Consider the following 24,220-nt stretch of genomic DNA (forward strand, 5'->3'; position numbering starts at 1 on the left):
CCGTACATCATTTCCGGTCGGTCGCCGAGGCGTCCCGGGTGGCACGGAACTGGGAATCATCGCTCCAGTTCGGCCAGGCGCGGCTGTTGGCCAGCTGGTTGCCCAGCGTGTACAACACTTCCAGGTCGCGGGCGGCGCCGGCGAACTTCCAGTCCGGCTGCCATTCGTCGCCCTGCTGGTGGTAGCGCTTGGCGGTGTAGTCGTCCGAGGCCTTCTTGCCCGCCTCAACCCCACCGTCCACCCAATCCTGGCCCGCCGAGTACGACACCGCCGGCACGCCACGCTTGGCGAACGGGAAATGGTCGGAGCGGAAGAACAGGCCGGCTTCCGGCTTCGGGTCCGGGGTGTAGCGGATGTCCCAGCCCTTGGCCACGTCCTTGAGCTGGTCCAGCAGTTCCAGCTTGGCCGAACCATAGATGCCGAAGTCGCGCGACGGGCCGAACGGCGCCATGCCGTCCATGTTGATCACCGCCACGGTCTTGGCCAGCGGGTACAGCGGATGGGTCGCGTAGTACTCCGAACCCAGCAGGCCCTTTTCTTCAGCGGTCACCGCCAGGAACAGCACCGAACGCTCCGGGCGCGGGCCCTTGGCGAAACCACGGGCCAGTTCCACCAGCGAGGCGGTGCCGCTGGCATTGTCCAACGCGCCGTTGAAGATGGTGTCGCCGTTCGCGTCCGGCTTGCCCACGCCGATGTGGTCCCAGTGCGCGCTGTACACCACGGTTTCATCCGGGTGCTTGCTGCCTTCCAGGCGCGCGGCCACGTTGTGCGAGGTGATCACCTCGGTCTTCACCGCGTACTTGGCCGACAGCGTTTCGCCCTTCAGCTCCACCGGCTTGAAGTCCGGGCGTTGTGCCTTCTTCTTGAGCGCCTCGAAGTCCTGCCCGGCGCGCTTGAACAGGTCCACCGCCAGGTCGCGCTGGATCCAGCCTTCCAGCAGCGGGTGCGCCTCGGCCGGGTTGTCGCGGACCACGTCGAACATGGTGTTGGTGTTGGAGCCCGCCACCGTGGCCCAGCCGTAGGAGGCCGGCGCGGTTTCGTGCACGATCAGCACGCCCAGCGCACCCTGGCGGGCGCCCTCTTCGTACTTGTACGTCCAGCGACCGTAGTAGGTCATGCCCTTGCCGTCGAAGCTGCCTTCGCCGGTTTCAAAATCGGGGTCGTTGATCAGGACGACGGCGATCTTGCCCTTCAGGTCCACGTCCTTGAAGTCGTTCCAGTTGCGCTCCGGCGCGTTCACGCCGTAGCCCAGGAACACCAGCGGGGCGTTCTGGATGTCCACTTCGCTGGCGCCGTTCATGGCCGCGCGCACCGCGATTTCCTTGCCCTGGGTGAGGGTCTGCGGCTTGCCCTGGCTGGTCAGCGCCAGGCTCGGGGCACCGACGATGTCGCCCTTGCGCAGCGGCACGGCCTGGGTCCACAGGCGCTTGCCGTCCTTCAGGTCGCCGCCCGGCTGCAGGCCGGCGGCCGCGAACTGCTTGCGGAGGAAGGCGATGGTTTTCTCTTCGCCGGCGGTAGCCGGGGAGCGGCCTTCATAGGCGTCGGACGCCAGTTCCTTCACGTCGGCGGAGATCCGCGCGCCGTCGAATTTCGGCGTCGCCGCCATCAGGGCGCTGGACACCGACAGTGCCAGCACGCTCAATACCACTCGCTTCATTGCTCTCTCCGCTGCAGGGGAATTCCCCATCATCAACGGATAGTACCCGCGTCGCACGTGCCGAAGGGTACGGGGAGCCGGCCAGCGGCCGGCACTACGTCAACGGGCGCGTTGCCGGTCGCTGGCCGGATCCACGTTGTAACCGGGTCACCCCGTCATGCGTAGTGCCCGCCGCTGGCGGGCTCCACGCGATCCCTCACCAGTTCGGATCTTCCGCCGGCGCCGCTGCCTTCGGCGCGGCCGCGCGGGCCGCCTTGGGCTTGGCGGTGCCGGATGCGGCGGCCTTCTCTGCCACCTCCTTCACCGCCCCCGCCTGCTGGCGCAGCTCGATCGAACCCGGCTTGAACGCGCTGCCGCCCACGTCCGCGCCACCTTCAATGGTGCCGTAGGACGTCTGCGACGCCACCCGGTCCACCCGGATCGTGCAGCACGGGGTTTCATTGCGGCCCAGCGAACGGCCGGTCTGCGGGTCCTTCAGCTCCTCGCCCAGCATCACCGCCTGCCAGCGCTGGCCCACTTTCAGCGTGTCGCCCCCCTGGCTGAGCACCACCTGGTCGCCGGTCATCGCCACCACCGACACCGGGAAGATCTCGGTGATGATCGCGGTGCCGATCTGGCCCGACAGCGACTCCATCATCGCCGCCGCCATGCCCTTGCCATCCACCACGCGCGGCAGGGTGCTCGGGCCGGTCGACGCCAGCTGGTGGTCGAAGCTGTCGGACATCACCACCTCGCCGGTGGTGGCATTGATCAACCGCAGCGTGATGCGCCCGCCACCGGAGTACGAGCTCACCTGGCGGTCGGACATGCGCAGGTTGCGCACGCTGCGCGGGTACTCGAAGCGCTCGATGGTCGGAATCAGGATCAGGTCGGTGGCCAGCTGCTGGCCCAGCCGCGCGGTGTCCTGCAGGCGCACGTTGCCGCTGTTGATGTGGTCGATCTCGGCCTGCATCTCCTCGCCGAACTCGCGGTCGAGCACGATGAAGCGCTTGGTCTGGGTCAGCGTGTCGTTCAGGCGCGCGCGGATCGCCGCAGCCACGTCTTCGCTGGCCACGCGGCCGTCGCCCACCGCGTAGCTGCCGCTGCGCACGTGGGGCTGCGCCACCACGATCTTCGGCCGGCCCTGCTCGTCCGGTGCACGGTACTGGGCGATGTCCGCGCGCACGCGGACCTTCCAGTAGCTGCGCATCGTACGGCGGCTCACGTCCGACTCGAACGATTGCGCGCCGCGCTCGGCCTTCACACTGGCCTGTTCCTTGTAGCTTTCCTTGATGCTGGCCGAGGCCGACGCGGAACCGTCGGACGCTTCGGCCTGCGCCTGCCCCGAGCCACTGGCCGATGCAGACGCCGAATACTTGTAGCCGGCGTCGCTGGCGCGCACGCGGGCAATCACTTCTTCATCCAGCTGGGTCACTTCTTCCTGCGAAAGGATTTCATAGCCCAGCACCGCCCCCTGCGAGGCAGCGATCATCTGCTGGGCGAACGCGTCGGCGCGGATATCGCCGACGTGTTCCCCATCCACGTCCACATGCAGGCCCGCACGCAGGCTCTGCATCTGGCTGGCCACGCGCACGCCATTGACCTGTGCCACCGCCGACTGCAACGCCGCCAGCACCGCCAGCTCCGGCGTGCTGCCGACACCATCGGCTTCGCGCGCCACCCTGGTGGTGCCGCCGAAATCCGGCGAGCCACGCAAGGGCTTCTCAGCCGGGGCTTCCAGCTTCGAGTCCTGCTTGGGGGCCGCCGCCTCCACCGGCGCCTCCTGCTTGCCGCAGGCGGCAAGCAGGGAAGCGGTGAGGGCCAGGCTGATCAGTCGGGTTGCGGTCTGCATGCGTGGCGCTCCTTTCTCTTACAGGGTGTCGAGCAGCGACTCGGCGTTGCCCGGCACCTTGATCTTGCTGGCGCGGGCAAAGGTCAGCGCCGCCTTGGACGAGCTGTACAGACCCTTCAGGTAGCCCGGCGATTCCTTTGCCACCCAGGCACCGGCGACCAGCTTGCGGCCCACGGTGGCTAGCTGGGTCGCGCCCAGGTTCTTCATGCCGTTGGCGAAGTTGCTGGCTTCACCGCTCAGCTTCTGGCCTTCCACGGCCGAAGCGGCCAGCGCGATCAGGCCGTCGGTGTAGTGCTGCTTGGACTCGGCGCTCAGCTCCGGCTTGGCTGCCACGCGCTCGTCGATCGCCGCCTGGGCGGCTTCGCTGACCGAGACCGACTTCTTCATCTGGTCCACGTTGACCGAACCGGACGACAGCGCCTGGCGCTCGGCTTCCAGCAGCTGCACCTGCTCGGCCAGGCCGAAGGCCTTGGCGAACGCGGTCTGTGCTTCCAGCGAGTGCGACTGCGAGGCGGCGAAACGGCGCACCAGTGCTTCCTGGTCGGCTTCGCTCGGCGCGGCCGACGAGGACGACGACGACGAACCGCCGCCGGCCAGTTGCTTCAGCTTGCCGAACTGCGCGTGCGCCGGTGCGGCGAAGGTGGTGGCCAGGGCCAGTGTGATGAGGGTCTTGCGGATCATGGTGTAGTCCTTGATGAAATGCGGGTTGCGGTGTCGGCGTGCGATCAACGCACGGCCTTGACGTTCAATTCGTTGATCATCTGCTGCGCGCCCTTCTCAGACGCGATCTGCAGCGCGTTGGTGCGGGCCACGGTTTCGTTCGGGCCGGTACCGGAGAACTGCACGGGACCCACCGACGACACCGTCTTCGGGAAACGGCCGCTCACGTCCAGCACCTTGCCGGTGACGGTCACGAACACGCGGGTATTGCCGCTGACCGGATCGCGATCGCGCATGCCCACGTCCAGCGTGCCGACGGCCAGGTACGGAATGTTGGCGGCCTTGATGCCGTTGGCGGTGTCGCGCAGGGTCGCCGGCGAGAGATCGTTGCCGGTGCTGAAGTCCTTGCGGATGCGCTCGATGCTCAGCAGGCCGCGGCTTTCGCCTTCCACGTACTCGGCTTCCACCACTTCGTAACCGGCAGCGCTGAACGCACCGGTCATGGCCGTGTTGATCTCGTTGGCGTTGGCCACCTTCCAGCTGACGTTGTCGCTGCGCGCGGTGGTGCTGCCACCGGAGGTGATCGACACCGACGCGTTCTGGTTGATGCTGCCGTTGGTGCTCACCGAGTTGCCACGGAAGCTGTCGCCTTCGCGGGTCTTTTCGTCATAGCTCTGGCTGGCGTCGACGCGGCGGTATTCCTTGTCCTGGAACGACTGCACGGTGTCCTGCGAGCGCGCCATGAACAGGAAGGTCAGCAGCGAACGCTCATTACCGCGTGCGCCGGCGGTGGCCGAACCGGCGTCCAGCTTGGTCTGCAGCAGGGTGGCGTTGATCTCGGCACGCACGCTGACCGTGTAGGTCTTGGCCTTCTTGTCTTCGGTGTCCGAGAGCGGCACCGCCGACAGCACGTAGCGGTCGATCTCGCCGATGAACTCGGCGCGGCGGTCTTCGAACAGGCGCAGCTTGGCCGCACCGGACTCGGCGATGTACGCCTCCAGCGCGTTGACCTTGGCTTTCTTCAACGCTTCGGCACGGGTGTCGGCACTCAGGCGCAGGCCATAGCTGGCCGAACCGGTACCCCGGGAACTGGCGGTCTGCGCCGACACCGGCGCGGCAACCATCAGGGCAATGAGAATCAGCAGTACGGCACGAATCAACGGCATGAGGCGATCAACTCCTGGAGGGCTTGGGTCTGTTGCTGCAGCGGCTTGCCGCCGGGCTTCTGTTCGTCCAGCCAGGCGCGCGCATCGGCACGCTTGGCGGCGGCACCGGCGAAGGCGTCCAGCCCGGCCAGCACGGTTTCATAGCTGGCCGACCACTGGTCCACGTGCCACTGCGTGGCCGGCACCACCTTGGTGGCACCCTTGCGAAGCGGCTGGTCGAAGAACACCTTGCCCGAGAACGGCTCCACCACCGTGGCCTGGAAGAACGCGCCGAACAGCATCGTCTTCATCGCCGGGGTTTCATTGATCACGCCGTTCTTCAGCGCGTCCAGGCGCAGCTTCACCACGTAGTCCGGCTCGGGAATCTTCAGCTGGTAGACCTTGCCGTCGGCAAAGCGCGCGGCCATCGCCCCGCCGATGGCCTGGCCACTGGCCGGCGGCAGCAGGCCGATGCCGGTGTTGGACGAGAGCGTCTTGGACAGTTCATGCGCGAGCGTGGCGCGCAGCACCTGTTCGTTCACGGCGTCGGGCAGCTTGGCGCGCACCGCGTCGGAGAGAGTCACTTCGCCCACCTGCAGGCGGCGGGTGGACGCGGCCGGCAGTTTCGCCTTGGCCAGCGTGTCGGCCAGCACCTGCGGCAGGCCGGTGGCGGCGTTGCCGTACAGCAGGTCGGCGACGATGGTGTCGATCTCATCGTCGTCGGGCAGGTACTCCATCACGTCGATCCGCTGCAGCGTGATCGGATAGGAGGCCACTACCTGGCGTTCGCGGAAGTCGAAGAACAGCGCCTGCAGCGCTACTTCCACCAGCACCTTGTACTGCCCGCCGATGGGCTCGATCGAAACCAGTTCGCGGTCCAGCGCGGTGGCCAGCACCGTGGCGCTGGTGGTGCCGTCGAGCATCGCCAGCGGCTGGTCGATCAGTTCCAAGGTCGCCGGCGGCTTGGCTTTCAGGCGCGCCCACAGGGCCTGGTTGAGTGGCGCCAGGCCACGCGCTTCCAGCACGGCTGCTGTACGCGGGGTGCTGGCCTCTACGGCGCTTTGTTCGGCGGTGTAGGCGAATCCGGCCCAGTAGGCCTGCTGCGACTTGTCGGCAGCCTGTGCGCTGCTGGCTGCGCTGATCGCCACAATGACGAACCCGCACACCAGCAGCCACGCGCCATGCGCGCGCGTGCGCTTCTTCCCTGAAAACATCGTCCCGCGTCCTTATCGGCTGGACCTGGGCAGGTGCCCGGTCACTTTTGTGAAGTGCGACACGATAGAAGATGAATGCGACGCAATCAAGTCAAGCGGGTCAGCGGGAACCCGCTCGTGCCTGCAGAAGCGCCCGTTCCCGGGCATTGGGCGTAAGCCGCGCCGCGCGCGCAAAGGCTTCCGCAGCTTCCTCATTCCGGCCCATCTGCGACAAAAGGTCACCCTGCACCGCCGCCAGCGGCGCGTACTCCTGCAACCGCGGGTCCTCGGCCAGCGCTTCCACCAGCGGCCATGCCGCGGCGGCGCCTTCCGCGCGCGACACTGCCACCGCGCGGTTGAGTTCGACTACCGGCGACGGCTGCACCTGCGCCAGCCGCGCATACAACGCGGCCATGCGTGCCCAGTCGGTCTGATCGGCGCGACGCGCGCGCGCATGGCAGTCGGCAATCGCGGCCTGCAGCACGTAGCCATCGTCCGCGCCGCCCAGCGCCAGCGCCTGGCGCAATGCGGCCTGGCCGCGCGCCACCTGCAGGTGGTCCCAGCGGGTGCGGTCCTGCTCGGGCAGCAGGATCGGGTTGCCGTGTGCGTCCACCCGTGCCGCCGCGCGCGAGGCCTGCAACTCCATCAGCGCCAGCAGCCCATGCACCTGCGGCCACGTTGGCAGGCGCTGCTGCAGCACCCGGCCCAGCCGCAGTGCTTCCTCGCACAGCGCCGGCCGCATCCAGTCATCGCCGCTGCTGGCCGCATAGCCTTCGTTGAAGATCAGGTACACCACCGCCAATACCGAACCCAACCGTTCCGGCAACGCGGCCTGGCGCGGCACTTCGAACGGCACCTGCTTCGCGGCCAGCGTGCGCTTGGCGCGCACGATGCGCTGGGCGATGGTCGGTTCGGGCTGCAGGAACGCGCGTGCGATCTCGTCGGTGGTCAGCCCACCGAGCAGGCGCAGGGTGAGTGCCACCCGTGCATCGGCCGACAGCACCGGGTGGCAGGCCACGAACATCAGCCGCAGCAGGTCATCGCCGATGTCGTCCTGCAGTGCGTCGCTGTCGTCGGGCAGCGGCAGCGGTTGCGGCTCCAGTTCCGTGCCCCACTGCGCATGCTGGCCGGCCACGCGCTGGTGCTGGCGCAGCACGTCGATGGCGCGATTGCGTGCGGTGGTCATCAACCACGCTCCCGGATTGTCCGGAACGCCCTGCGTGGGCCAACGCTCCAGCGCGGCCAGCCAGGTGTCCTGGGCCAGTTCTTCGGCACGCCCGATGTCGCCCCCCAGCATCCGCGCCAGGCGTGCGATCAGGGCCGGCGACTCCATCCGCCAGAGGGTATCCAGTCGTTGCGTGAGTGCTGCATCCATGCGGCGAATGAGAGCATCGCCCACCGCGCCGCACAAGGTGCGGCGCGGCAGTGGGCGTCAGCCAGGTTCGCCGTCCATGTGCGCCACTTCCCAGAGGTGGCCGTCCGGATCGGCGAAGCTGCGTTGGTACATGAAACCGTAGTCGCGCGCCTCGGTCGGCTCGGTGCCGCCCGCGGCCTTGGCCTTCTCCACGGTGGCGTCCACGGCGGCGCGGCTGGGCGAGGACAGCGCCAGAATCACCTGCGCCTGTTTGTGCGCATCACCGATCGGCCGGTTGATGAAGGTGGCGAAGAAGTCCTCCTTCAGCAGCATCAGCATGATGGTGTCGCTGATGTTGAAGGACGCCGCCTTTTCATCGGTGTAGGTCAGGTTGGGGGTGAAGCCCAGTGCGGCGAAAAAGGTCTTGCTCCTCTCCAGGTCCTTGACCGGGAGATTGACGAAGATCATCTGCGGTGCATCGCTCATCGTGTGCTCCTTGCGATCAGGGGGCTTTCATGCAGTTGACCATCCACGGCTTGCCGTACTTGTCTTCCAGCATGCCCCAGCGCTTGGCCCAGAAGGTTTCGCCGATCGGGAAGGTGATCTTGCCGCCTTCAGCCAGCGCCTTGAACACGCGCTCGGCTTCCTCTTCGGTTTCCACATCCACGTTGATGGTGGTGCTGCCGTTGTCGCCGGAGCCCGGGCCATCCGCGGCCATCAGGATCGCGTCGCCCACCTCCAGCTGGCTGTGCGCGATCAGGTTCGGATCGCTCGGACCCGGGTTGTCGCCGCAGCCTTCCATGTTGTCGCTGGGCGGCATGTCGCTGTACTTCATTTCCGAGGTGACCTTGCCACCCAGGGCCTGGGCGTAGAACGCCATCGCTTCGTGGGTCTTGCCGTTGAAGCCGAGGAACGGAATCAGTTTCATGGGACTCTCCAAAGGGTCGGGGGTGGGTCAGTCGGCCTGGCCGATCTGCTCGCGCAAACGCTGTTCCTGTGCACGTAATTCCGGGGTGAAGGCTTCACCGAAATCTTCCTCGGTGTAGAACGGACGGATCTCGACCACGTCGCCGGGCAGGAACGGGGCGCGCTTGAGCCATTCGGTGGCTTCGTCCACCGAACGCACCTGCCACAGCCAGAACCCGGCCACCAGCTCGCGGGTTTCGGCGAACGGTCCGTCGATGACCTGGGGGGCGGCACCGGTGTAGGCCACCCGGCGGCCATGCGAGCTGGGGCGCAGGCCGTCGCCGGCCAGCATGATGCCGGCGTTGATGAGCTCTTCGTTGAAGTCGCCCATCGCCTTGAACTGCGCTTCGGTCGGCAGCTGCCCGGCCTCGGTGGCCTCGGTTGCCTTCACGATCACCATGACTTTCATTGGTCTGTCCTCGATGCCGGCCCGGTTGTCGGGCCCTTCACTGGTTACGACGCCCCAGTGGACCGGAAATCGACACGGTCGCCAAACAAATATTCCAGGGCCGCCACGCCGTGTCGGATACAGCCCCTGAACAGGCCGTGGGCGCTGCACTGCAACAGGACTGTCGCGCCGGCTGGGGCATCATGGCCGCTCCCCCGCACCGAGGTCGCCGCCATGCAATACCTGCTGCTGATCTATATCGACCCGACCCTGATCCAGGACCTGCCGGCCGACGAGTACGACCGGGTGATGCGCGGCTGCATCCAGCACGCCGACAAGCTCGAGGCCGAAGGCACGCTGGTGCTGTCGCAGCGGCTCGAGCCGGTCAACCAGGCGCGCACACTGCGTACGCGCGATGCGCAGGCACGCATCACCGACGGTCCCTTCGCCGAAACCCGCGAACTGCTGGCCGGCTTCAACCTGATCAACGCGCCCAACCACGAAGAAGCCATGCGCATCGCCCAGCAGTTCCCGTGGTCGCGCTACGGCAGCATCGAAGTGCGCCCGGTGGAGGACATGAATGTTGAGCGCGAGCGCGTAGGCGCGTGACGTTGCCGGTCACGGCAACAACGTGACCTTCAACTCGCGCACGCCAACCGCCTCATTCCCACTGTAATCGCGCGCACTCGCACGGATCACGTACTCCCCCGCAGGCAACGCATCCGGCTGCCACCGTCCGGTTTCCACCAACCCGTCACGCACGATGTTGGTCACCAGGTACCGGAACCGCGTGACCGCACTGCCATGCACCGTGATTCCGCTGTCCGGCGCATACGCCACCACCGTGGCACTGTTCTCGCGCGGCATTCGGTTGAACACGATGTTGAAACGCGGCTGCTCATAGCCCGGCAACGGCGTGCTGGCCGCGTCCAGGATCTGATACCCCACCTGGTACGCGCCCAACCGCCGACGCGGCAGGTTGTTGTCCACCTGGTCCCACGCCTCCACCACGATCTGCACGCCCGGGCCCTGGCGCGGAATTTCCACGCGGCCCCCGGGGCCTGCCTTGATCGGCTGGTCCCTATCGTCCAGCAACGCCACCTCGGTGATGCGCGGTGCAAAACTGTCGGCGTAGTCCACGAAGCCCAGCGCCACTGCATTGCGCTGGAAGCCACCGGCGCCCACGCTGAGATGCACATGCGCCATGCGGTTGATGCTGCCCAGCGCGTCGCCCGCCTTGAACCGCGTGCCACGCCGCACCCGTACCCGCTCCAGCTTGCCATCCAGGTCGCGCAGCTGCGGCCAGCGCGCATCGAACGCACGGTCGCGCGCATCGCGGCCCACCTTCATGTGGATGTAGCGCAGCCGGTCCAGCGAGAACCCCTCGCCCTGGCCGCCGACCGACCAGCTCGAAAACGGGCTGCTGACCTTGCCATCGGCAATGGCCAGCACCGTCTGGCCCACGTCCCCGCGGATATCGAAACCATCGTGCAGGTGGTGCCGGCTCTCGCCACTGAAGTTGCCGCGCACCTCGCCCAGCGTGCCCACCACTTCGTGCCAGCCTAGTTGCGGTGCGAGCGGCCAGCGTCCGCCGGTGTCGGGCAGTGGCGCATCGGCGGCCGGCCCGATCAGCGCGGGTGCCGGGGTCGCCCCGGCGGTCAGCGCGCGCACCCGGTGCACGCGGTACGACGCCGCGTCGGACAGGTACAGCCCACCCTCCGCATCCAGCGCCAACCCGGCCGGCCGCGAGAAGCGCGGCTGCGGTTCCGCGCCACCCAGCGCCAGCACGTGGCCCTGCGCGGTGAGCTGCACCACCTTGCCGTCGAAGTCGCTGATGTACACGACGTTGTCGTGGGTCACCGCCAGCGCCATCGGTCCATTGAGCAGGCTGCCGTCGGCCAGCAGCGTGTCCACCGTGCCGTCCGGCGCCAGCCGGCGTACGGCGTTGTTGAGCATGTCGGCGACCAGCAGGTTGCCGTGGCCATCCAGCGCCAGCGCCACCGGGGTGTCCAGTCGTGCGCCGACGCCGGCGCCGTCCACGTTGCCCGGCGCGTCGCCGCCAGCCAGCGTGCGCACCTGGCCATCGGTCTCGATCACGCGGATCCGGTCGTTCCAGGTATCGGCCACATACACGCGGCCCGCGGTGTCCACCGCCACGCCCATCGGGCCATCGAAACGCGCCTGCGCAGCCGGTCCATCCACGTATCCCGCCGTGCCATCGCCCGCGATCGTGGTGACATTGCCATCGGTGCCGATCCGGCGGATCACGTGGTTGCCGGTGTCGGCCACGAACACGTTGCCGGCCGCATCCAGCGCGATCGACGAAGGGGTGTTGAACTGCGCCTGCAGCGCAGGGCCATCGCGCCAGCCCTCGCCCTGCCCGGCCAGCGTGTCCACCCGGCCGTCCGGATACACCCGGCGGATGCGGTTGTTGTCGCCGCCATCGGCCACGTACAGCACGCCCTGCGCATCTAGGGCCAAGCCGTAGGGATCGGCGAAACGCGCCTGCGCGCCTGCGCCGTCGCGCATGCCGCCGACACCATCACCGGCCAGCAGCGCGATGTCAGGCGTCCAGCCCAGCACGGTCGCCGCCGGGCCCGGCGGTGGCGCCGGTTCGGCCGGCGTGCGCAGGAAGGTCCAGGCCAGCGCAGCCGCCACCATTACGGCAACCAGCACCGCCATCGTCCATCGTGCACGCGTCATCGCGATCCTTGCCTGCTACCGTTCGGGCCATGACCTTAGCCGGTGCAGGCGCGCGTGCAAACCCCGCGTGTACGTGCCGCGACTTGTCTGGAACCCGCGTTCCGGTTTCAATCGAGGCCCACGCCAAGGAAGGAAGTCCCGCATGACCTGCCGCACCGGCATTGCCCTCGCCCTCCTGCTGTCGCTGTGCGCTGCCCCGCTGGCGGCCACCGCTGCAGCGAGCGTGGATGCCACCGCCCCGGTACCCGAAGGCGACCGCGCCTTCTACATGGAGGTCGGCGAAGCCATCCAGCAGGCCGAACGCGGCGACACCCTGGGCGCGTCCATCGTGTTCGAGCGCCTGCTCGCCGACCCGCGCCTGGCCACGCTGGCAGTGGAAGGCCGCAGCCACGTATGGGCCTCGGCGGCGATGGTGGCGGCCGAGCAGAAGGATTTCGCCCTGGCCACCCAGCGCCTTCAGCAGGCACTGGCGATCAATCCGCACAACGCGTACGCGCGCCTGCGCCTGGCCTGGTTCCAGCTGCACGGCCAGCAGACCGTTGCCGCCGCCGACAGCGTCATCCTCGGTGCCGCCGACAGCGAGGACTCACCGGACATCACCACCGAGATGGTCTGGCAGCTCGATACCGGGCTGAAGGACCTGCCCGAGAAGCGACTGGCGCTGCTGCAGGCCTTGTTCGACAGCAACTGGAAGAACGACGGCGTCGAGCCGGTGGAACTGTGGGTCATCCTTGCCACGCTGCAGGTCGAAGCCGGCCGTGGCGACAGGGTGCCGGCCACGCTGGAGCGCATCGACGCGCCCATCGCGCTCGTGCGCCTGCGCAGCGACAAGCGCTTCGACCCGTATCTGCAGCGCGACGTTGCACGCTATGAGCCGGTGGCCGCCGCGCGCCGGCAGATCGACCGGCTGCGCGTGGAGACCATGCTGCGGCCCGGCCTCAACGAAACCGCCGTGGAACTCGCCACCGCACTGATGATTGCCGGCGACCTGGGCGACGTGGTCGGCATGACCGACCAGATCGCCGCCGCTGCCAACGCGGCCACCCAGGCGCCGCAGGAGCAGGCCTTCGCCATCGGCTGGATGCTGGACACCCGCAGCCGTGCGCTGCGCCGGCTGGGCCAGAACGACCGCGCCGTGGCCAACCAGCTGATTGCGGTGCGCATGGCGGAAGGCAGCGACACGGTCAGCCAGAAGCTCAACCTGGCCGCGCTGTACATGTCGCTGCATCGGCCGATGATGGCGCGTGAGGTGCTGCGCGAGACGGACGACGCCAACCTGAGCGCGTACGGCGTCAGCAGCCACGCGCTGGTCTCGCTGATGACCGCGCGGCAGTTGAAGGACGACACCGCTGCGCAGCGCGCGTGGACCGTGCTGGAGGCGAACCGCACCGAAGCGCCCGGCCAGTACCGCGACGCCCTGCTCACCGACAACCGTATGGACGAAGCGGCGCAGGTCGTGATCGCGCAGCTGGCCGACCCGCTGGAGCGCGGCCAGATCCTGCTTGAACTGCAGGACATGCGCGAAGGCCCGGTGCTGGAAGGCGAACGCGATTATCACGAGCGTTGGGAGCAGATGGAGAAGCGTGCCGACGTGCAGGCCGCGGTGGCCAAGGTGGGGCGCATCGCCACCTATCCGCTGTTCTCTTACTGATCCGGCCGGCGAGACTCAGCGTGCCGGGGTCTCCGGCTTGAAGCCCATTGCTTCGCGATAGCGTGCGTACAACGTGCTTACCTTCTCCACGTACGCCATCGTTTCGGCGTACGGTGGTACGCCCTTGTAGCGCGTCACCGCACCGATGCCGGCGTTGTAAGCCGCCGCCGCCAGGATGCGGTCGCCCTTGTAGCGCGCCAGCAGTGCCTTCAGGTAACGCGCGCCGCCGTTGATCGACTGCTCGGCCGACAGCGGGTCTGAAACACCCAGTTCGGTGGCGGTGTCGGGCATCAGCTGCATCACGCCCTGTGCGCCCTTCGGCGACACCGCGCCGGCATCGAAGTTGCTTTCCGCATGCGCGATGGCACGCAGCCAGGCATCGTCCACGCCGGTGGCGCGCGCCGCTGCCTTGAACTGCTTCGCGTGGCGGTTGAGCTGCGGTTTGCCGATTTTGCCCATGCCTTCGTGGGCCGGTTCGCCGGGCGGCGTAGCCACGGTGAACTTCAGGAATACCCGCGAACCGGGCAGGTTGCGGGTGGAATACACCAGCTGCCCGTCCTGCTCCCGCTCGTACAGGGTGCCGCTGAACACCCCCATGTTGCCCCACAGGTTGGGTGCCTGCACCGCGTTGTCATCCACCTGCTGTGCCTTGCACTTCGAGCCCGGCTCGGGCGCCGTGGCCAGGCTCACGGTGTTGTTCTGCACGCAGCGATAGACTGTGCGCGCCGCCGCCGTACCGGGCATCAGCAGCGGCATCAGGGCCAACGCGACGGGCAGGAGGGGCTTCATGGTGGCGCGATCATCCTGCCGGGGGCGCGAACCGCAGGTGAACCCGCCAGGGCGTGTCGGCTTCACCCGGCCCCGGCGGACTGATATCGACACTGGGGAAAACCCGACAGGATTGTGCGGAAAGCCCTGTTTCAAACCACGGGGCCAGGTGGTCATATAGCGCTCATTCCCACGCCCGAACCGGCAGAGAGGTCCGCTTGAAGCGCGTCAGCACCATCGCCGCCATTGCGCTAGCCGCCGTGCTCGGGGCCATCCTGCCGATGGCCGCGCTGCTCTACGTGAGCTGGAGCCGTGCCCAGGTGGCCGAAGCCGACCGCCTGGAGCGCACCGCCGTGCGCACCCTGCAGCGCGCGCACCGCGCCTATGAAGGCGGCCTGCTAGCGCTGCGCAAGCTCAACCAAGCGGCCCTGCCGGCCTGCTCGCCCGAACACATCCGGCTGATGCGCAGCCTGGCACTGGCCACCACCTCGGCCGAGCAGGTGGGCTACTTCTCCGAAGGCCGCCTGCGCTGCACCTCCTGGGGACCGGCCGACGCACTGGTGCCCGAGCCCACCCCGGACCACATCACCGCCGACGGCGCCGCCATCACCCTCGGCGTGCGCCCGGCCGCCGGCGACGGGGCCGGCACCCTGCTCTCAGTGCAGCTGGGCGGCCACGACATCCTGATGGACCCGGAGCGCTTCATCGATGTCATCGCCGAGCCCAACGTCCGCCTGGCCGTAGCCACCCCCGACGGCCGCCTGATCGCCCAGCAGCCCATCGGCGACCCGGAGCTGCTGCAACGCCTGCTGCGCGAGCCACACAGCGGCCACACCCCGCGCACCCTGCATGCCACCGCCCAGGACCAGGAATGGCTGGCAATCGCCATCGCACCCCGCACCGGCCTGCTCGCCGCCCTCCAGCAGCAGTTCTGGCAGCTGCTGCCGCTGGGCGCGGTGGGTGCGTTGCTTGCCGTCGCCGGCGGCATCTGGCTCTCGCGCCGTCGCCTGTCGCTGCGCAGCGAACTGGCCACTGCCGTGCGCCGCCGCGAGTTCCGCATGCACTACCAGCCCATCATCGAACTGGACACCGGCATCTGCGTCGGCGCCGAAGCATTGGTGCGCTGGACGCGCGCCGACGGCACCCAGGTACGGCCAGACCTGTTCATTCCGGTGGCCGAAGAAACCGGCCTGATCGAACCGCTCACCGACCACGTCATGGACCTGGTGCTCGGCGACATGCGAGAGCTGCTCATCCATGACCGCAGCGCGCATATCGCCATCAACCTCTCCGCCGGCGATGTCAGCAGCGGGCGCGCGTTGAAGGTACTCACCGGCAAACTGATCGGCACCGGCATCCACCCGCAGCAGATCTGGCTGGAAGCCACCGAGCGCGGCATCCTCGACATCCAAGCCGCACGCACCTCGCTGGCCGCCGCGCGCCGGGCCGGGCACTGCGTGGCCATCGACGACTTCGGGGTCGGCTATTCCAGCCTGCAGTACCTGCAGCAGCTGCCGCTGGATGCTTTGAAGATCGACAAGTCGTTCATCGACTCGATCGGCACCCACAGCGCCACCAGCCCGGTCACCTCGCACATCATCGACATGGCCCGCACGCTGGGGCTGTTCACCGTGGCCGAGGGGATTGAGACGTCCGCGCAGCTGGCCTATCTGCAATCGCGCCAGGTCGAATTCGGCCAGGGCTGGCTGTTCTCGCGCCCGCTGCCGGCGGCGGAGTTCATCGCCTACCACGAGCACCGCCGGAGCCAGTACGGTGAGGCGCCCGAGGACATGCAGAACCCCAACACCCTTCGCGAGTAGCGCTGTGCCGGCATTCATCGCCCCCCGTCGGCGGGTGCCTATAATGGCCACGCGGCATCCAGCCGTCCCCGTAATGAGGTGTGCCTGCATGCGCCAGTAATGCCGCCGTCGTCTGACGGCCAGTCTCCTTCCCGCCCTGTCCGCAGGGGGAGTCCTTGGCATTCCTGGAGGTCGCATGACCGCATTCGCCCTCACGCTCGACCGCGTGACACTCACCCTGCCCGACGGCCGGGTGCTCTTCTCCGAACTTTCCGCTTCGTTCGACACCACCCCCACCGGCCTGGTCGGTCGCAATGGCGTGGGCAAGAGCGTGCTCGGCCGGCTGCTGGCTGGCGAGCTTTCGCCCAGCGGCGGGCACATCCAGCGCCTCGGCAACGTGCACCTGCTTGCACAGCACAGTGGTGTGCAAGCCGGCCGCATCGCCGACCTCGCAGGTGTTGCGCCGGTGCTGGACGCACTGGACCGCATTGAAGCCGGTAGCGTGGACCCGGATGATTTCGCCGTGGTCGGTGAGCGCTGGACCCTTCGCGAACAATTGCAGGCGCAATGGCAGCGGTTTGGATTGCCTACGCTGGACCCGGCCGCGCCGGCATCCCGGCTCAGCGGTGGCCAGGCCATGCAAGTGGCACTGGCGGGCGCCCTGTTGTCTGACGCTGACGCACTGGTGCTGGACGAACCCAGCAACCACCTCGACAGCGCGCACCGTACGCGCCTGATCGACGCCCTGGCGCAGTGGCGTGGCGGCCTGATCGTGATCAGCCACGACCGCGCCTTGCTGCGGCAGATGCAGCGCATTGTCGAACTCAGCCCCAGCGGGCTGCGCAGCTACGGTGGCAACTACGACCATTACGCCGCGCAGCGCCAGGACGAACAGGCCACTGCCGAAGCGCAGCTGGCGCTGCGCAAGCGCGAGCGGCGGCAGGAGCAGAACGCATTGCGCGAACAGCGCGAGCGCCAGGAGCACCGCCAATCGCGCGCGCAGCGCGACGCACGCACCGCCAACCAGGCACCGATCCTGCTGGGCGGCATGAAGAACCGCGCCGAAAACAGTGCGGGCCGTTTGCAGGCGCAGCACGCCGAACGTCGTGCGGCGGCCGACGGACGCGTGCGCGAAGCCGCTGCGGAGGTGGACGTGGCCACGCAGATCGCCATCCTCGGCCCATCGCTCGCCACCCCGGGCCCACAGCAGGTGGCGTCGCTCTCTGGCGTGGCCCTGCCGTGGGTGGATCCGCGTTGGCAGCACATCGACCTGTACCTGCAGCGCGGTAACCGCATCGGCGTGCGCGGTCGCAACGGCAGCGGCAAATCCACCCTGCTGCGGGTGTTGGCGGGTGAGCTGGAACCACTGGCGGGCGAGGTGAAGCGCGCAACGGGAACCGCCCTGCTCGACCAGACCCTGTCATCGCTGCCCGCGCAGGACTCGGCGCTGCAACTGCTCCAGCGCGCGAACCCGCAGGCCAGCGACGCCACCCTGCGCACCCGGCTGGCCCTGCTCGGGCTGGACGCCGAACGCAGCCTGCGCCCGCTGGCCACGCTTAGCGGAGGTGAACGCATGAAGGCCGCACTCGGCGCCGTGCTGTATGCCGAAGTACCACCGCAGTTGCTGCTGCTGGACGAACCCGGGAACCACCTGGACCTGGCCTCGCTTGCCGCGCTGGAGCAGATGCTCAACCAGTACCGGGGCAGCGTGGTGATCGTGTCGCACGATCAGGCGCTGCTGGATGCGGTGCAGCTGACCCACCAATTGGATGCGACGGACGAGGGGTGGGCGCTGAAGCTTCTATAGGCCAAGCCGGTGGCCGATGATCAGGGATACAGGCCGCAGGCGCGTTGCAGGTAGCACCTGCGGGTCGCACATGACCCGCAGCGTTCCACCGCAGGCTTCAAATCAGCGGTGGCCGTCCGTGCATCAGTCGGCATTGAATGTTACTGTATAACACCATCTGCTCCAGGCCCCCACGCCCATGAAGCCAAGTTCCGCGCTGCTCGACGCAGGCGCCATTGCCCTTTCCAGTCTCTGCCTGCTGCACTGCCTGGCGCTGCCTTTGCTTGCGGCCGCGTTGCCGCTGATGGGTGTGTGGGCCGAAGCCGAATGGGTGCACATCGTGTTCGTCGCCATCGCCGCGCCGACCACCGGCTTCGCGCTGTGGCGTGCGCACGTCCAGCATCCGTTGCCGGCTCTGGCGCTCGTCAGTGCCGCCTCGGGTCTGCTGCTGCTCCTGGCCGGCGCTGCCGGATGGCCCAGTCACGAGGCCGAAACCCCCATGACCGTGGCCGGCAGTCTGCTGCTGGCGAGCACCCACATCTGGAATGCGTGGCGCCGCCACCGGCATTGAGCGGCGCGCCCTGCTGCGCCGCAGCCCGCGTGCTATCGGGATCTAACGGCTGCGGCCAAGCCGGGCACGGCCCGGCTCTACCCCCGGCCTTGTGTCAGCGCCCGTAGGCCCGCAACAACTTCACCAATACCTGCGCTTCCGCCGCCCGCTCTTCCGGGTCCTCCGGCGACACCACGTGCGCCTGCAGGTGGTCATCCAGCAGCGCCATCAGCAGCGCGTGCGCCGCACCGCGCACCGCCGAAGCCTGCATCAGCACGTCCGTGCAATCGGCCGCCTCTGACTGCAACGACGTCTCAAGGGCAGACACCTGCCCCGCCATCCGCCGCACGCGTGCCAGCAGAGCCTTACGTTGTGATTGAACATGCGCCATGGGGCCGAAGCATATACCCTATGGGGGTATCTTCCAAGGCTCAGATCTTCCCATGTCCCTCGCCGCAACCGCAGACGCCCGCCGCCACAGCCACCGTTTCGACGACGGCAACCCGCTCGCCGAACGCCGCACCCGCCAGGCCCTGTACCTCACCTCCGTGATGATGGTGGTCGAGATCGTCGGCGGCTGGTGGTTCAACTCCATGGCCGTCCTCGCCGACGGCTGGCACATGAGCTCGCACGCCCTTGCGTTGGGCATGGCCGCATTCGCCTACGGCTGCGCACGCCGCTACGCGCACGACGGCCGCTTCGCCTTCGGCACATGGAAAATCGAAATCCTCGGCGGCTACACCAGCGCCATCGCCCTGCTCGGCGTAGCCCTGCTGATGGCCGTGCAATCCATCGAACGCCTGTTCTCGCCCAGCAGCATCCATTACAACCAGGCCATCGCCATTGCTGTTGTCGGCCTGGTGGTGAACCTCATCTGCGCGTGGTGGCTGCATGAGAGTGACGGGCATGGGCATAGCCACGGCCACGGCCATGGCCATGGTCATGGTCATGGTCATGGGCACGGACACAGTCACGGGCATGCTCACGGTCACGCTCATGACCACGCAGATCACGGCGCACACGATCACGATCACGCCCACGCGTCACACACCGGCAACGCCCACGCCACAGACCTGAACCTGCGCTCGGCCTACCTGCACGTCATCGCCGACGCCGCCACCTCGGTCCTCGCCATCGTCGCGCTGATCGGCGGCAAGCTCTGGGGCGCCGCATGGCTGGACCCGCTGATGGGCCTGGTAGGTGCCGTACTGGTCACCGTGTGGGCGATCGGCTTGCTGCGCGACACCGGCCGCATCCTGCTGGACGCCGAGATGGACGCGCCGGTAGTGGAGGAAGTGCGCGAAGTGATCGAAGAAGGCCCGTGGGCCGCACACCTCGCCGACCTGCACGTATGGCAGGTAGGACGGGGCAAGTACGCCGTAGTGGCGAGCGTGGTCACCGATTCAGACGTCACGCCCGATCAGGTGCGCGAGGCCCTGTCCGTGCACGAAGAGCTGGTCCACATCACAGTCGAACTGCACCGCCCGCTTATCGCCTGACGCGGACTGATGCATCACGCGAAGAGCAGCCGGGCAGAGCCCGGCGCTACGGCGTAGAGCCGGGCTCTGCCCGGCTGAGCAGCGCCACACCCCCCCGCGGTAGAGCCAGGCCCTGCCTGGCTGAGCAGCGCCAGCGAACCCAAAGGTTGCGCAGAGCCCTGCCCGGCCGTGCGCCTCAGAACCGGAACAACATCCCCGCCAGGAACAACAGCAACGGCAGCGCGCTGATAACCGCGCCGACGATACCCACCCACGGCCAGCGCTCCCCACGAACCCGCGACCCAATGGTGCAGAGCAACCCCAGCACCGACGACGCCAGCACCCCCACGGCAACCCCGGCACTCCCGACCAGGAACCGCGCCACCTCCGGGGAAGCCTGCGCGGCCGCATAAGCGGCCAACAACAGAACTGGCGCCACCAGCCAACTGAGCGCCCCCAGCAGCGGCCAGCGCCGGTGGACAACGGTGGGTTGTCGGGCGGCGGAATTCGATAGCGGCGTTGCGCCGTGCTCTGACATGGGACGTGCTCCGTGTGATGGCTCAACCGTACACCATCAGCGCCCGTGCACATCCCCTCACCTGGCATAGGCGCACCATGTCCCCACACCTTTCCCAGGGGGGAATCCAACATGCGCAAACTGCCTTTGGTGCTTCTTCTGCCGAGCGCCCTGCTACTCACCGCCTGCGGCAACCGCGACACCAGCCCCGGCACGTTCTCGTCCGACCCCATGCTGGGCTGCTTCTCCACCCATCCGCGCAAGCCGGCCGAATTCCGCATCGAACAAGAGGCCGGCCAGTACTTCGTCTCCTTCAACCGCGACGAACAATGGCAGCGCGACAGCACCCCGCTGCAGGTCTCTTCGCGCGCCGACATCACGCATTTCTTCAAGGACGATGCCGACCAGATCGACAAGGCGCTGGTGCGCCCCACGGGCGGCTTCGGAATCTTCCACTTCAACCCCGGCGCCACACTGAAGGGCAAGGACAACGACAGCGACTACATGGCGCTGGTCCTGATCGGTGCCGGCCCTGTGTTCCAGGTCAACTGCCCCTAAGCGCCGCATCGCTGGCGCACCCGTAAGGCGATCCACGAATATGCAACTGCCGCCGGCGTTGCCTCGTCGGCGCGGTTCCCCTCCGCGCCCAACCCCGGCGTGACCCATGCATGCAGTGTCGAAGCGTTCGCCGTATTCCCCTTCCCCTGTAACGCGCCCTGCAGGCAATGCTCCCCACCTGCAACGGCGCCACAGGCCATGCCCCCGCATGGCCGTGTTCCATCAGCCGCGGACTGAGAACCAAGCTCCAACCAAGCGTCAGCATGGTTCCTCCTCCCCAGCCCGCCTGCGGTGAATCGAGCTGTACGGCCACTCGCAGGCATCCCGCACCAACCCATGCCGGACCGGGTTGTCATGCACGTAGGCAATGTGCCGCTGCACATCCTCGGCATCCACCAACCGGTGTTCGCGGAAGTCGTCGTGCCACAGGGGCCGCACGCTGCGATCACGGTGCACCATCGCGCGCGGCGGCTGCCCCGGCAACTGACGATCGAACACGGCCTGGATCTGCAACCACCGCCGGTGGCCATCCTCATCACCCGCCGGCAGCGTCCACACCCCGTGCAGGTGGTTGGGCAGCACCACGATCGCATTGATCCGGAATGGTCGCGCCTGCTGCGCCACGCGGAACGCCAGCCCGAGCGCCCGCGCATGCTCCACCAGCAGGTCGCTGCGCCGATCGCGCAGGTGCGCACTGAAGTAAAACGCGGCGCCGGGTTGCCAGGTGTCGTGTGGAATGCCCATGCACGCAGTGTGCAAACCCGCACGCACCCGAACGATCAGGCCAGAACGCACCCCAACGTCAGTAACAACCCCATATCACCGTAAGCCCCTCAACCCCGTAGCGACACGCCACGCGTGTCCCCGATAAACCCAACTACCTCGCGCCCTCCACCTCAGCCCCACACTCCGCAAGCGCCGCCCACTCCACGCTGTGGGCCAACATCTCCGAAGGATCCCGCCCCAGCCGCTGCGCCGCCTGCGAATCCAACGGCAGCAACCGCCGAACCGCATCGCTCACCGGCGCCGACCAGCTCAACGGCGCCTGCGCTTCTTCCGACTCGGGAAAATCCCCCAGCGTCCAAGGCAGCATCAGCAGTTTCTGCGAGCGGGAGGTAATTACCCGGTCCGGTCCACGACGAAAACTGATCACGACCCGCATCACCGGGTCATCGTCAGTCCACATTCCGCTCTGGTAGTGCGCATCCACGCCCGAGCGCAGCGCCGCCCCTTCCATCTGCCTGTACATCCGGTTGACGATCTCATCGGATGTACACCCCGGCGCATCGCCCTCCATATTGCCGCCGAGATGCTCAAGCACCGCGAGCGGACGCACCCGCCGCGCCACCACCTGCACCGCGCGCTCGCGCGGCCACGGCGGCGCCGACAGCGCCCACAGCAGTTCACCTACCCGTTGCTCAGGCACCGTTGCGTGGGTGGTTTCAACACCGTCTCCCGCCTCCACCTTCGAGGTCCGCGTAAACGAGCGCTGGCCCGGACCGCGCTGCAGGCGATGCACCTCATCCGCGCGCCCCCAGCCGCTGTACTGGTACAGGATCTCCACCGAGCGCACGTCCTCCACGGACGCCGCCGCCGGAGCGCCGGCCGGCCCGGAGCAGGCAGCCAGGAACACAGCAAACCCGCAGCCCAGAACAACCAACCCAGCACGAATGAGAGAGGTCATGCCGGCATTCTAGACCCAAGCGCAATCGGCCCGTTTCCGTACGACGCACTTCACACTTACGCGCGTTCCAATCGGCCGGTTTCCGCAGCTGCGACCCAGCGCACACCCGCAGGCGGAGCACGCCGAACAGACTGGCCGCCCCTGACCCATGGGCGACCTGCGATGTATACCCTGATGCTGTGGCTGCTCACTGCCACCACCGAGCCGTTCCCACCGGGCTTCCACGACCGTCCGGGCGTAGCCGAGGACGGCACTGCCGTAGTGATCCGCACCGGACTATGGGACGACTTCCGCGGCGGCAAAGCCGCCGTGGAGCAGGTCCTGATTCCCAACGAGGACGGCTCATTCACCTACCACTACACGCGCCAGTCCCGGCTGACCCGCATGTACCACGCAACCTACTGTGGGTACGAAAACATGTACCCCGGCGAGGGCGATGCGGTGTTCAGTGGCCCCGGCACCTACGGCGGATGGCACTGCAGCCGGGTGACCGAGACGCGCCCCTCCACCGAACTGGAGCACCTCACCGAACCGCCCACCTGACCCAGCCTTCCGCCCATCTCGGTTACGATGCCCACCCTTGCTGATCCGCCCCATCCTGATCCCGTGCCCCATTACACCGGTCCCCTGCTTACCCGCCCCCATGCCGAAGCCCTGGTCCGCGCGCGCGACGCCGGTGCCACCGAATGGACCGGTTCGCTGGACCTGGCGCGCTCCACCGGCACCGCGCAGCTGGGCCAGGACAGCTGGCAGTGGAAGGGCGAAACCTATGCCTACCCGGGCAAGACCAAGGACCGCACCCTTTACTACTGGGACGGCGAGGAGTTCCTGGCGGTGTCGCGGTTTGGCTCGGCGTTGATCAAGCTGGTGCCTACCGAATGGGACGCACCCACCTTCGAAATCGACGGCATCAAGATGCTGCCCAGCGCGCAGGTCTCCCCCTACGAGGACGCGCGCCGCAAGGTGGCGCTGGTGGCCCCGGCCGGCAAGACCGTGCTCGACACCTGCGGCGGGCTGGGCTACTTCGCTGCCTGCTGCCTGGAAGCCGGGGTCACTCGCATCCAGTCGTTCGAAAAGAACCCCGACGTGCTGTGGCTGCGCACCCTCAACCCGTGGTCGCCCGACCCGGACGCGGCCAGCAGTGGCGGCCGTCTGTCGTTGACCCACGGCGATGTGTCGCAGGCCATCGAAGGCCTGGAGAGCAGCTCGGTGGACGCGATCCTGCACGACCCGCCGCGCTTCGGCATTGCCGGCGAACTGTACTCGCAGGTGTTCTACGACCAGCTGGCGCGGGTGATCCGCAAGGGCGGGCGCATGTTCCATTACACCGGCGCCCCCAACAAGCTCACCAGCGGCCGCGACGTGCCGCGCGAAGTGGCCAAGCGGCTGGAAAAAGCCGGCTTCAAGGCCGAGCTGGCGCTGGACGGGGTGCTCGCGGTCAAGCGTTGAGGCATCAACCGCACGCGCAGGTGAACCGGCATTGCGACCTCCACCCGGGCTTAACCTGAACCGGAAGGACCTGACCTAGGCTA

Annotated in this window: 24 protein-coding genes; 9 read left to right on the forward strand and 15 right to left on the reverse strand. The window is 67.8% G+C overall.

Annotated features, from left to right (window positions below; genetic code table 11):
* Positions 1-7: 7 nt before the first annotated feature.
* The 9 genes from C2U58_RS14880 to C2U58_RS14920 form a co-directional block, all read right to left on the reverse strand.
* Complete coding sequence (locus C2U58_RS14880; protein ID WP_102946563.1) at positions 8-1,657, reverse strand: M28 family metallopeptidase; 1,650 nt, start codon at positions 1,655-1,657, stop codon at positions 8-10.
* 196 nt (positions 1,658-1,853) lie between these two features.
* Complete coding sequence (locus tag C2U58_RS14885; protein WP_102946564.1) at positions 1,854-3,488, reverse strand: CsgG/HfaB family protein; 1,635 nt, start codon at positions 3,486-3,488, stop codon at positions 1,854-1,856.
* Between the two features lie 18 nt (positions 3,489-3,506).
* Positions 3,507-4,169, reverse strand: coding sequence for a hypothetical protein (locus C2U58_RS14890; protein ID WP_102946649.1), 663 nt, complete (start codon positions 4,167-4,169; stop codon positions 3,507-3,509).
* A 44-nt stretch (positions 4,170-4,213) separates the two neighbouring features.
* The gene (locus C2U58_RS14895; protein ID WP_102946565.1) at positions 4,214-5,314 is read right to left on the reverse strand and encodes a hypothetical protein; all 1,101 of its coding nucleotides are present in this window, start codon (positions 5,312-5,314) and stop codon (positions 4,214-4,216) included.
* On the reverse strand, positions 5,305-6,507 hold the full coding sequence (locus tag C2U58_RS14900) for a hypothetical protein (RefSeq protein ID WP_253256745.1): 1,203 nt from the start codon (positions 6,505-6,507) through the stop codon (positions 5,305-5,307). The genes C2U58_RS14895 and C2U58_RS14900 overlap by 10 nt, the downstream gene beginning before the upstream one ends.
* 100 nt (positions 6,508-6,607) lie before the next feature.
* The gene (locus tag C2U58_RS14905; protein WP_102946566.1) at positions 6,608-7,861 is read right to left on the reverse strand and encodes a sigma-70 family RNA polymerase sigma factor; all 1,254 of its coding nucleotides are present in this window, start codon (positions 7,859-7,861) and stop codon (positions 6,608-6,610) included.
* 57 nt (positions 7,862-7,918) lie between these two features.
* On the reverse strand, positions 7,919-8,326 hold the full coding sequence (locus C2U58_RS14910; protein ID WP_102946567.1) for a VOC family protein: 408 nt from the start codon (positions 8,324-8,326) through the stop codon (positions 7,919-7,921).
* Between the two features lie 16 nt (positions 8,327-8,342).
* A complete protein-coding gene (locus tag C2U58_RS14915) occupies positions 8,343-8,768 on the reverse strand; it encodes a VOC family protein (RefSeq protein ID WP_102946568.1) in 426 nt (141 codons plus the stop codon).
* A gap of 27 nt (positions 8,769-8,795) precedes the next feature.
* Positions 8,796-9,215: a YciI family protein gene (locus tag C2U58_RS14920; RefSeq protein WP_070208768.1), complete on the reverse strand. Its 420-nt coding sequence runs from the start codon at positions 9,213-9,215 to the stop codon at positions 8,796-8,798.
* A 213-nt stretch (positions 9,216-9,428) separates the two neighbouring features.
* Here C2U58_RS14920 and C2U58_RS14925 point away from each other — a divergent pair, with 213 nt between their 5' ends.
* Positions 9,429-9,803: a YciI family protein gene (locus C2U58_RS14925; protein WP_102946569.1), complete on the forward strand. Its 375-nt coding sequence runs from the start codon at positions 9,429-9,431 to the stop codon at positions 9,801-9,803.
* Between the two features lie 9 nt (positions 9,804-9,812).
* On the opposite strand, the gene C2U58_RS14930 is transcribed toward C2U58_RS14925, so the two are convergent.
* Positions 9,813-11,897 (reverse strand): gluconolaconase, encoded by a 2,085-nt coding sequence (locus tag C2U58_RS14930; protein ID WP_102946570.1) that lies wholly within the window; start codon positions 11,895-11,897, stop codon positions 9,813-9,815.
* 142 nt (positions 11,898-12,039) lie between these two features.
* On the opposite strand from C2U58_RS14930, the gene C2U58_RS14935 reads away from it, so the two are divergent.
* Positions 12,040-13,548 carry a tetratricopeptide repeat protein gene (locus tag C2U58_RS14935; protein WP_102946571.1) on the forward strand — a complete coding sequence of 503 codons (1,509 nt, stop codon included), beginning with the start codon at positions 12,040-12,042 and terminating at the stop codon, positions 13,546-13,548.
* 15 nt (positions 13,549-13,563) lie between these two features.
* Here the strand turns inward: C2U58_RS14935 and C2U58_RS14940 are convergent, their stop codons facing one another.
* Complete coding sequence (locus tag C2U58_RS14940) at positions 13,564-14,337, reverse strand: lytic transglycosylase domain-containing protein (RefSeq protein ID WP_102946572.1); 774 nt, start codon at positions 14,335-14,337, stop codon at positions 13,564-13,566.
* Positions 14,338-14,534: 197 nt separating this feature from the next.
* Here C2U58_RS14940 and C2U58_RS14945 point away from each other — a divergent pair, with 197 nt between their 5' ends.
* The 3 genes from C2U58_RS14945 to C2U58_RS14955 all read left to right on the forward strand — a co-directional run bounded on the left by C2U58_RS14945 (position 14,535) and on the right by C2U58_RS14955 (position 18,472).
* Positions 14,535-16,136 carry an EAL domain-containing protein gene (locus C2U58_RS14945; RefSeq protein ID WP_253256746.1) on the forward strand — a complete coding sequence of 534 codons (1,602 nt, stop codon included), beginning with the start codon at positions 14,535-14,537 and terminating at the stop codon, positions 16,134-16,136.
* 175 nt (positions 16,137-16,311) lie between these two features.
* Positions 16,312-17,922 carry an ABC-F family ATP-binding cassette domain-containing protein gene (locus tag C2U58_RS14950; RefSeq protein WP_102946573.1) on the forward strand — a complete coding sequence of 537 codons (1,611 nt, stop codon included), beginning with the start codon at positions 16,312-16,314 and terminating at the stop codon, positions 17,920-17,922.
* Between the two features lie 178 nt (positions 17,923-18,100).
* Positions 18,101-18,472, forward strand: coding sequence for a MerC family mercury resistance protein (locus tag C2U58_RS14955; RefSeq protein ID WP_102946574.1), 372 nt, complete (start codon positions 18,101-18,103; stop codon positions 18,470-18,472).
* 94 nt (positions 18,473-18,566) lie between these two features.
* Here the strand turns inward: C2U58_RS14955 and C2U58_RS14960 are convergent, their stop codons facing one another.
* Positions 18,567-18,842, reverse strand: a complete 276-nt coding sequence (locus C2U58_RS14960; protein WP_102946575.1) for a metal-sensing transcriptional repressor — start codon at positions 18,840-18,842, stop codon at positions 18,567-18,569.
* Positions 18,843-18,894: 52 nt separating this feature from the next.
* Between C2U58_RS14960 and dmeF the strand changes: the two genes are divergently transcribed.
* A complete protein-coding gene (gene dmeF, locus C2U58_RS14965) occupies positions 18,895-19,950 on the forward strand; it encodes a CDF family Co(II)/Ni(II) efflux transporter DmeF (protein WP_102946576.1) in 1,056 nt (351 codons plus the stop codon).
* Positions 19,951-20,125: 175 nt separating this feature from the next.
* Here the strand turns inward: dmeF and C2U58_RS20315 are convergent, their stop codons facing one another.
* Positions 20,126-20,467 (reverse strand): hypothetical protein, encoded by a 342-nt coding sequence (locus tag C2U58_RS20315; protein WP_253256747.1) that lies wholly within the window; start codon positions 20,465-20,467, stop codon positions 20,126-20,128.
* 111 nt (positions 20,468-20,578) lie between these two features.
* Here C2U58_RS20315 and C2U58_RS14975 point away from each other — a divergent pair, with 111 nt between their 5' ends.
* Positions 20,579-21,004, forward strand: a complete 426-nt coding sequence (locus tag C2U58_RS14975; RefSeq protein WP_102946577.1) for a hypothetical protein — start codon at positions 20,579-20,581, stop codon at positions 21,002-21,004.
* Positions 21,005-21,262: 258 nt separating this feature from the next.
* Here the strand turns inward: C2U58_RS14975 and C2U58_RS14980 are convergent, their stop codons facing one another.
* Entirely contained in the window at positions 21,263-21,799 is a 537-nt protein-coding gene (locus tag C2U58_RS14980; protein ID WP_253256748.1) for a transposase, read from the reverse strand.
* A gap of 82 nt (positions 21,800-21,881) precedes the next feature.
* Positions 21,882-22,688, reverse strand: a complete 807-nt coding sequence (locus C2U58_RS14985) for a hypothetical protein (RefSeq protein WP_102946579.1) — start codon at positions 22,686-22,688, stop codon at positions 21,882-21,884.
* Positions 22,689-22,850: 162 nt separating this feature from the next.
* Between C2U58_RS14985 and C2U58_RS14990 the strand changes: the two genes are divergently transcribed.
* Entirely contained in the window at positions 22,851-23,231 is a 381-nt protein-coding gene (locus tag C2U58_RS14990) for a hypothetical protein (protein WP_102946580.1), read from the forward strand.
* A gap of 27 nt (positions 23,232-23,258) precedes the next feature.
* Positions 23,259-24,137, forward strand: coding sequence for an MnmC family methyltransferase (locus C2U58_RS14995; protein WP_102946581.1), 879 nt, complete (start codon positions 23,259-23,261; stop codon positions 24,135-24,137).
* Positions 24,138-24,220: the final 83 nt, after the last annotated feature.

The organism is Stenotrophomonas sp. VV52 (assembly GCF_002893095.1).
Lineage (GTDB): Bacteria > Pseudomonadota > Gammaproteobacteria > Xanthomonadales > Xanthomonadaceae > Stenotrophomonas > Stenotrophomonas aracearum.